General features: G+C 70.7%; 5 protein-coding genes. All 5 read right to left on the bottom strand.

From position 1 onward, the window contains the following. Positions 1-171: 171 nt before the first annotated feature. Complete coding sequence (locus tag ACGTNG_RS09165) at positions 172-1,911, bottom strand: hypothetical protein (RefSeq protein WP_394576710.1); 1,740 nt, start codon at positions 1,909-1,911, stop codon at positions 172-174. A 151-nt stretch (positions 1,912-2,062) separates the two neighbouring features. Continuing rightward, positions 2,063-4,909, bottom strand: coding sequence for an FAD-binding and (Fe-S)-binding domain-containing protein (locus ACGTNG_RS09160; protein WP_394576709.1), 2,847 nt, complete (start codon positions 4,907-4,909; stop codon positions 2,063-2,065). Continuing rightward, complete coding sequence (locus ACGTNG_RS09155) at positions 4,906-5,595, bottom strand: LutC/YkgG family protein (RefSeq protein ID WP_394576708.1); 690 nt, start codon at positions 5,593-5,595, stop codon at positions 4,906-4,908. Before ACGTNG_RS09155 ends, ACGTNG_RS09160 begins: the two co-directional genes overlap by 4 nt. Then, complete coding sequence (locus ACGTNG_RS09150; protein WP_394576707.1) at positions 5,592-7,082, bottom strand: LutB/LldF family L-lactate oxidation iron-sulfur protein; 1,491 nt, start codon at positions 7,080-7,082, stop codon at positions 5,592-5,594. Before ACGTNG_RS09150 ends, ACGTNG_RS09155 begins: the two co-directional genes overlap by 4 nt. Next, entirely contained in the window at positions 7,079-7,834 is a 756-nt protein-coding gene (locus ACGTNG_RS09145) for a (Fe-S)-binding protein (protein WP_394576706.1), read from the bottom strand. The genes ACGTNG_RS09150 and ACGTNG_RS09145 overlap by 4 nt, the downstream gene beginning before the upstream one ends. Positions 7,835-7,913: the final 79 nt, after the last annotated feature.

Below are 7,913 nucleotides of genomic sequence, written 5' to 3'. Positions count from 1 at the left end.
AATGACGAAAGCTTATCCACAACGCCTTCGAAAGCACGGCGCGACGACCGGGTGTGGATAGCTTTCCCGCCTTCCAGAGACACGAACGCCCGCGCGAGGCGGGCGTCGTGATGGGAGAAGCATAAAGCCCAAGCGGCCTCGTGGCGAGGCCGCTCCTGGCCGGCAGTGGCCTCAGCCGCCGATGGACAGGCGCACCCGCCCCCCATTGCTACCGTAGGCACTCACCTCGATCTCGTAGGTGCCGGGCTCGAGATAGCGATGGATCCGTGACCCGTAGCCCAGGTCACCGGCGTCGTCGTTCTGTTCACTGACCCCGTTACCCGTCAGGCCGAGGACGGTATCCACCGAGCCCGAGGTGCTTTCGATGACGACGTCCTGGGCCGCCTCCAGGACCAGCTGGTAGGTCAGGCTACGACCGAGACTCAGCTGGCCATAGATCACCTCACCGGGGACCACCTCTCCCCCGTTGCCGATACGCCCCTCGAAGGCACGCTGCTCGGTGCGCAGGCGATAGGCGCCGGTGCCGCTATAGCTCTCCACGTCCAGGCGATACTCGCCGGGCTGGAGCACGGTGGTGATCAGGGAGTTGCGGTCACCGCCGCCGTCGTCGTCGCGCAGGTCGATGCCGTTGCCGTAGAGCCGCAGCACGGGATCGAAGGCGCCGGACTCCAGGGCCAGCTCCACCTCGCTGACCTCGTCGATCTCGAGGCGATAGGTGTTGCTCGTGCCGACCCCGACCAGGTTACCGCCGAGGCTCTCGCCGGGCGCCACCTCCCCGCCGTTGCGCAGCTCACCGTCGAAGGCGCCGAGGGAGACATCCAGCGCGTACTCGCCGTGCTCCTCACCGTAGCCGCTCACCTCGACGCGATACTCGCCGGGCATGAGCACGGTCTGCAGCCGCGAGTCGGTACCGTTGCCGCCGTCGTCGTCGACCAGCTCGCTGCCCTCTCCCGTCACGCGCAGCACGGTATCGAAGGCCGAGGAGCGCAGCGCCAGCGAGATGCTGCTGGGCTCATCGATCCTCAGGGTGTAGGCATTGCCGGAGGCCGACGCGAGAGTGCCGGTGATGCGATCGCCATCGCGCAGCGGCCCGGCGTTGCGACGGCCATCGGCCAGGTCATTGCGCTCGGCCTCGAGACGATGGATGCCGTCGGCGCCCAGCACGCGGCGCTCGCACGCCTCACCCGCGGCCTCGGCCGCCTTCTCGCCCCGCTCGACCTCGACGCGATACTCCCCGGCGTCGAGGTAGGCGTCCAGGCGCAACTCACCGGGGGCACAGGCGCTGGCCCGCCGGCTGACGCCGTCGCCGACCAGGCGCAGGCCCAGGTTGGCGTCACCGGAGAGGGACAGGTCGATCCAGGTGGGCGCCTCCAGGGTCAGGGGGTATTCCGCGCGACCGTCCTGCAGCCGCCCGACCAGCGGCCGACCGGCCTCGAGCTCGGTCGAGAAGGAGACCGGCTCGGCCGCCAGGCGATAGGGCCCGAAGGCGCCGCCGTCCCGGCCGCTGACGGCCACCAGGGTGCACGCCTCGGCGGAGGCCATCAGCACCGGGCGCCCACCGTCGGGCTCGCTCACGACGCTACCCAGCCACTGCCCCTGCTCGTCGAAGGCCGAGAGGCGGGCGGCGAAGGGAGCATCGAGCTCATAGCGCACCAACGAGGGCGCCGCCTCGTCGGCATCGCCGCACAGCCAGTGGGCGGCCACGCGCGTGCCGTCGCTGAGGTTGACCTCGCTCGACGAGGTGAGCTCGCCGGCGATATCGCTACCGAACGTGGCCTCGGGGGCCGAGACGAAGCGCGTCTCTTCCTCGACGCAGCCGGCCAGCAGGACCAGGCCGGCGGCGCCGACCAGCAGACGATGGGGGCGAAGCACCGCATGACCGGACGCCCTCCGGATTGCTTGAACTACCACTCGAAGTCTCCCTACGTAAGTATCACTCTCTGTCGCACCCATGCGACGAGAGGTAATACTTTAGCCGAAAACGGTAGAGAAGGGGGCGCGCCCGAGAGCGGCGAAGAGGCGCAGGGCGACGCTCCCGGCGGGTGCCCGCCGGGAGCGTCTGTCAGGGAGCGGCGCTGGCCCGGTCGAGCAGCGAGAGGATCGAGCGGTAGGGGATGCCGCCGTGCTCGGTCAGGCCGATCTCGCAGGTGCGCGAGTTGGAGTAGCCGGCGCTGCAGTCGGCCACCTGGTCGGCGAGCCCCGCCAGCGCGGAGGCATTGAGCTCCGGCGTATTGAAGCCCTTGTCACCGGCGAAGCCGCAGCAGGTGATCTCGGCCGGCACCACCACCTCCCGGGCGCAGGCCCTGGCCAGGCCGACGAACTTGTCGGCGAGCCCCATGCGGGTGCTCGAGCAGGTCACATGCACGGCGACCCGCTCGTCCACCGGCGTGACGGCGAGCCGCGGCAGCAGGTGATCGTGGGCGAAGGCGACCGGCTCCAGCATCTCGAGTCGCTCGTCGAGGTGCTCCTGCATCTGCAGGGTGCAGGGGCTGGTGTCGCAGAGCACCGGATAGCGGCCGTTGTGGCTCGCCACCAGTAGCTCGCGGTTGAGCTCGCGCCCCTTGTGGGTCGCCTCCTCGAACTGCCCCTTGGACTGGAAGGCCATGCCGCAGCAGAGATGGCCGATCATCTCGGGGAGGATGACCTCGAAGCCCGCCTTGTCGAGCAGCGCCAGGGTGATCTCCATCACCGAGCGCCGCTCGTCCTTGTCGTCATGGTCGGCGCCGAAGATGCGGGTGGCACAGGAGGGCAGGTAGACCACCTTGTCCCGGGAGGCGTCGCCCGACGACACTCGGTCGAGCACCCGAATCGACGCCGCCCTGGGCAGCGCCGGGCTCCACTGGGGCAGGCGATCGCCGCTCAGGCGGCGCGCCCCGCCGCTGGCCCTGGCCATCAGGTCGGTGCCGAGCAGGCTCCGGGCCGCGCCGGCCGCGTTGAGCCCGCCCCGGGCCACGCGGGTCGCCCCCGAGAAGTGGCGCCCGATGCGCCGCGCGACCCCGGCGGTGCCGGCGGCCCGCTCGTGGCGCATCCCGCGCACCAGGTCGCCGGTATTGATGCCCACCGGACACTGGGTGGAGCAGAGGCCGTCGGCGGCGCAGGTCTCGTCCCCCGCATAGCGATAGTCCTCGCGCAGGGTGGCCAGGCGCGCCTCGTCCTCGGCGCCGCGCGACGCGCCCAGCGCCTCGAGCCTCGCCAGCTCCCGGGCGATGACGATGCGCTGGCGCGGGGTGAGCGTCAGGTCCTTCGACGGGCAGACCGCCTCGCAGAAGCCGCACTCGATGCACTTGTCGACGATCGCATCGGCCGCCGGCAGGGGCTTGAGGTTCTCCAGGTGCAGGGTCGGGTTGCGACTGAGGATCACCTCGGGGTTGAGCAGGTTCTGCGGGTCGAAGAGCGCCTTGATCTCCCACATCAGCGCGTAGGCGTCGGGCCCCCACTCCAGCTCCACGTAGGGCGCCATGTTGCGCCCGGTGCCGTGCTCGGCCTTGAGCGAGCCGCCATACTCCACGCCGACCAGCTCGGCCACCTCGTCCATCAGCGCCTGATAGCGCTCCACCTCGCCGGGCTTCTCGAACCCCTGGGGGAAGACGAAGTGCAGGTTCCCCTCCAGGGCGTGGCCGAAGAGGATGGCGTCGCGGTAGCCGTGGCGATGGAAGATGTCGGTCAGCGCCAGCACCCCCTCGTCGAGCCGCTCGATGGGGAAGGCCACGTCCTCGATGATCACCGTGGTGCCGACCTCGCGCACCGCCCCCACCGCGGGGAAGAGTCCCTTGCGGATCTTCCAGTAGAGGGCGTAGGTGTCGGCCTCGCGGGTGAAGGTGACCGGCTCCAGGGTCTGGATGCCCTCGAGGGTCGCCTGCACCGCCTGCATGCGCGCCTCGAGCTCGGCCTCGTCGTTGCCGCGCACGTCGACCAGCAGCGCCGCGGCCCCGTCGGGCAACGTCTTCAGCACCCCGGGCATGCCCGGCTGGCCCTGCACCGAGCGCAGCGCGGCGCGGTCCATCAGCTCCACCGCGGAGACCGGCGCCTGCTTGAGCGCGATGGTCGCGCGGCAGGTCGTCCCCATGTCGGGGAAGAAGGCCAGGGCCGCGGCCTTCAGGGGCTCGTCGACCACGCTGTCGTAGGTGATGGCGCTGATGAAGCCGAGGGTGCCCTCGGAGCCGATCATCAGGTGCTTGAGGATCTCGATGCCGTCCGTGAAGTCGACCAGGCTGTTGAGGGCGTAGCCGGTGGTGTTCTTGAGCCGGTACTTGTGGCGAATCTTCTCGGCCAGCGCCGCGTGGCCCCGGGTCTCGGCAGCGAGACGCTCGAGCCCGGCCAGCAGCTCGCCGTGGGAGGCCCGGAAGTCGGCGACGCTCTCGGCATCGGCGGTGTCGAGCAGGCTGCCGTCGGCCAGGATCACGCGAATGTCACGTACCGTGCGATAGCTGTTCTGGGCGGTGCCGCAGCACATCCCCGAGGCGTTGTTGGCGGCGATGCCGCCGACCATGCAGCTGGCGATCGAGGCCGGGTCGGGGCCGATCTTGCGCCCGAACGGGGCCAGCAGCTGGTTGGCCCGGGCCCCGATCACCCCGGGCTGCAGGCGAATCGCCCGCCCCTCCTCGAGGACCTCGTGGTCGCGCCAGCCACGACCCAGCTGGATCAGCACCGAGTCGGTCACCGCCTGGCCGGAGAGCGAGGTGCCGGCGGCGCGAAAGGTCACCGGCAGCCGGCGCGCCCGGCACTCGGCCAGGGTGCGCTGCAGCTCCGCCTCGCTCTCGGGGCGCACCACGAGCCCCGGGACCAGCCGGTAGAAGCTGGCATCGGTGCCGTAGGCCAGGGTGCGCAGCGGGTCGTCGATCAGCCGCTCGGCGGGGATCGTCGCCGAGAGCGCCGACTTAAGCTCGCGCCAGGGGCTCGCCTCCGTCATGCCGTGGCCCCCGTATCTCCCGGAACAGCGCCGGCATGGCGGACCAGAACGATCAGCTCCCGCGGGCCGTGGACGCCGTAGGCCAGGGTCTGCTCGATATCCGCCGTCTTGCTCGGCCCGGAGATCAGCAGGGCGTTGGTGGGCATGCCGCCGGCCCAGCCGCGGGACTCGATGACGTCGAAGAAGGTGTCCTCGAGGGCGTCGGCCTCCAGCACGGCGATATGCACCGGCGGCACCAGGCTCAGCCGGCGCGGCTCGTCCGGGGTCGGCCAGAGCCACAGGCTGCCGGTCTCGGCGATCGCCCCGCCCACCGAGGTCAGGCCGGCATCGACCCGGTCGAACTGCTCGCGCTGCCAGGTCTCGATGTCGCGATCGACGTCCACCAGCTCGACCTCGGCATCGACCAGGGCCGCGCGCGCCTCGGCGGCCACCGGGTGCTCGCGCCCCAGCGCCAGGCGCGAGACGCCCTTGTCGACCAGCAGTCGCGCCAGCGCCCGGGTCCAGTCGTCCCGGCTGACGTGCACCACCTCGCCATGCACCGAGGTGATCAGCCGCTCGAAACGCGCCAGGCGCTCCTCGTCGCTCCAGCCGCGGCCGGTCACGACGGCGAAGTCGCTCTCGGGGGCGGTGAGCGGGCCGTCGGTGCGCTCGCGCAGCCGCTTCAGGATAGTCTCGCGCGCACTCATGAGCCTTTCTCCCCTGTCGTCGTGCCCGTCGTCTTGCCCGAGGGGTGGTCGGCGTCCTTCCCGGCGCGGTGCCGCTTCACCAGGGCGTGCAGCGAGGTGCCGGCGGGCTTGGGCGCGCTGCGGTGGTCGGTCCAGGGCCCCAGGTGCGACGGCGCCAGCGCCCGCAGCTTGCCGGCCACCGCCGTGCCGCCCCGCCAGGCGGCGGGATGGGTGGCCAGCCACTGGAAGCCCTTCCAGGCCGCGGCCTCCTTGCGGGTGCGCTTCACCCCGGCGCCGGGCACGTTGCCGCGCCCCTCGCCCACCGACTCCTGGCGCAGGCGCACCAGCAGGTCGGGAATCGGGATCTTGACCGGGCAGACCTCGCCGCAGGCGCCGCACAGGCTGGAGGCCGTGGGCAGGTCCTTGGTCTCCTCCAGGCCCATCAGGTGGGGCATCAGGATGCTGCCGATGGGGCCCGGGTAGGTGGTGCCGTAGGTGTGGCCGCCGACCCGGGTGTAGACCGGGCAGTGGTTCATGCAGGCGCCGCAGCGGATGCAGCGCAGGGTGTCGAGCAGCTCGTCGTCCTGGTAGATGTTGGAGCGGCCGTTGTCGACCAGCACCAGGTGCACCTCCTCGGGACCGTCGTGCTCGCCGGCCCGGCGCGGGCCGCTGATCATGTTGAAGTAGGTGGTCACGTGCTGGCCGGTGGCCGAGCGCGAGAGCAGGGCGTAGAGCGGCGGCACGTCGCGCAGCTGCTCGACCACCTTCTCGATGCCGGTCACGGCGATGTGCACCGGGGGCACCGTGGTGGTCATGCGGCCGTTGCCCTCGTTCTCCACCAGGCACAGGGTGCCGGTCTCGGCCACCGCGAAGTTGACCCCCGAGATGCCGACGTCCGCGGACATGAAGCGCTCGCGCAGCTGGGAGCGGGCCGCCGCGGTCATGGTGTCGACGTCCCGGGTGCGCTCGATGCCGGTCTTGTCGTGCATGATGCCGGCGATCTCGTCGGTATTGAGGTGGATCGCCGGCATGATGATGTGCGAGGGGGTCTGCTCGTTGAGCTGCACCAGGTACTCGCCGAGGTCGGACTCCAGCGCCTCGATGCCCGCCGCCTCGAGGTGGGCGTTGAGGTGCATCTCCTCGGTGACCATCGACTTGCCCTTGATCACCGCCTTGGCCTCGCGCGCCTCGCAGAGCTCGCGGATGATCCGGCAGGCCTGCTCGCCGTCCTCGGCCCAGTGCACGCGAATGCCGTTGGCCTGGCAGTTGGCCTCCAGCTGCTCGAGCAGGTCGGGCAGCTTCGAGAGCGCCCGCAGGCGGATATTGGCGCCCAGCTCGCGCAGGGTCTCCAGGTCCCAGTCGCCGAAAACGTCGCGGCGCTTGTCCATCAGCCCATCCATGGCCTTGCGGAAGTTGGCCCGGATCTGGGGGTTGCCCAGGGCATCGTGGGCCTGGCGATGGAATTCGCGGGGGCTATAGGTCTGAACACCCGGTGTCGGTACGCTCATGAGGTCCTCCGCCACAGGTAGCTGGCGATGTGCTCGCCGGTCACGGCCTTCTGCCGGTGCGCGAAGCGCCCGCCGATGTTCATCAGGCAGCCGCAGTCGGAGGTGACGAAGCGCTCGGCCCCGGCCGCCTCGATGGCCTGGGTCTTGTCCTCGACCATCGCCGCGGAGACCTCGGGATGGCGCACGGCGAAGGTGCCGCCGAAGCCGCAGCACTCGGCGGGGCGCGCCTGCTCGACCAGCTCGACCTCGCCCAGTTGGGCGAGCAACGCAGGGCCGGTCTCGGCCAGCCCCATCTCGCGCCGCGCGCTGCAGGAGGTGTGCATGGCCACCTTCTCCGGCGCGCCGCGATCAGCGAGCTTCAGATGGCAGACATGCACCAGGAACTCGGTCAGCTCGAAGACCCGCCCGGCGACCTCGTTGGCCTTCGCCTCCTCGCCGCTACCGGCAAAGAGCTGGGGGTAGTGGGTGCGCATCATGCCGCCGCAGGAGCCGGAGGGCACCACGATCGGCCAGGGCTCGGGGAAGAGGTCGAGCTGGGCCGCCGCCACGGCGCGCGCCTCGTGCTGGTAGCCGGAGGTGTAAGCCGGCTGGCCGCAGCAGGTCTGGTCCTCGGGGAAGAGCACCTCGATGCCCTCGCGTTCGAGCAGGCGAATGCCGTCGAGGCCGGCCTCAGGATAGAAGAGGTCGATCAGGCAGGTACCAAAGAAGTAGACCTTCTCGGGCTTCGGCGGGTATAGCTTGACTGGCGTCATGGGCAGGGTCCTGGGCAGCGCACGCATCGTGGCAGCGCCGCGCTGAGCTCGTTGATCCAGACGGTGGCCATCCAGACGT

Origin of the sequence: Halomonas sp. B23F22_3 (assembly GCF_043496965.1) — a bacterium.
GTDB lineage: Bacteria > Pseudomonadota > Gammaproteobacteria > Pseudomonadales > Halomonadaceae > Halomonas.
Note: the sequence above shows the minus strand (reverse complement) of the source record. Positions and strands in the feature narration are given on the sequence as shown.

What these genes read in the sequence shown, in the direction of transcription:
- ACGTNG_RS09145 (WP_394576706.1), bottom strand. Translation starts at nt 7,834, where the DNA reads ATGACGCCAGTCAAGCTATACCCGCCGAAGCCCGAGAAGGTCTACTTC.
- ACGTNG_RS09160 (WP_394576709.1), bottom strand. Translation starts at nt 4,909, where the DNA reads ATGACGGAGGCGAGCCCCTGGCGCGAGCTTAAGTCGGCGCTCTCGGCG.
- ACGTNG_RS09150 (WP_394576707.1), bottom strand. Translation starts at nt 7,082, where the DNA reads ATGAGCGTACCGACACCGGGTGTTCAGACCTATAGCCCCCGCGAATTC.
- ACGTNG_RS09155 (WP_394576708.1), bottom strand. Translation starts at nt 5,595, where the DNA reads ATGAGTGCGCGCGAGACTATCCTGAAGCGGCTGCGCGAGCGCACCGAC.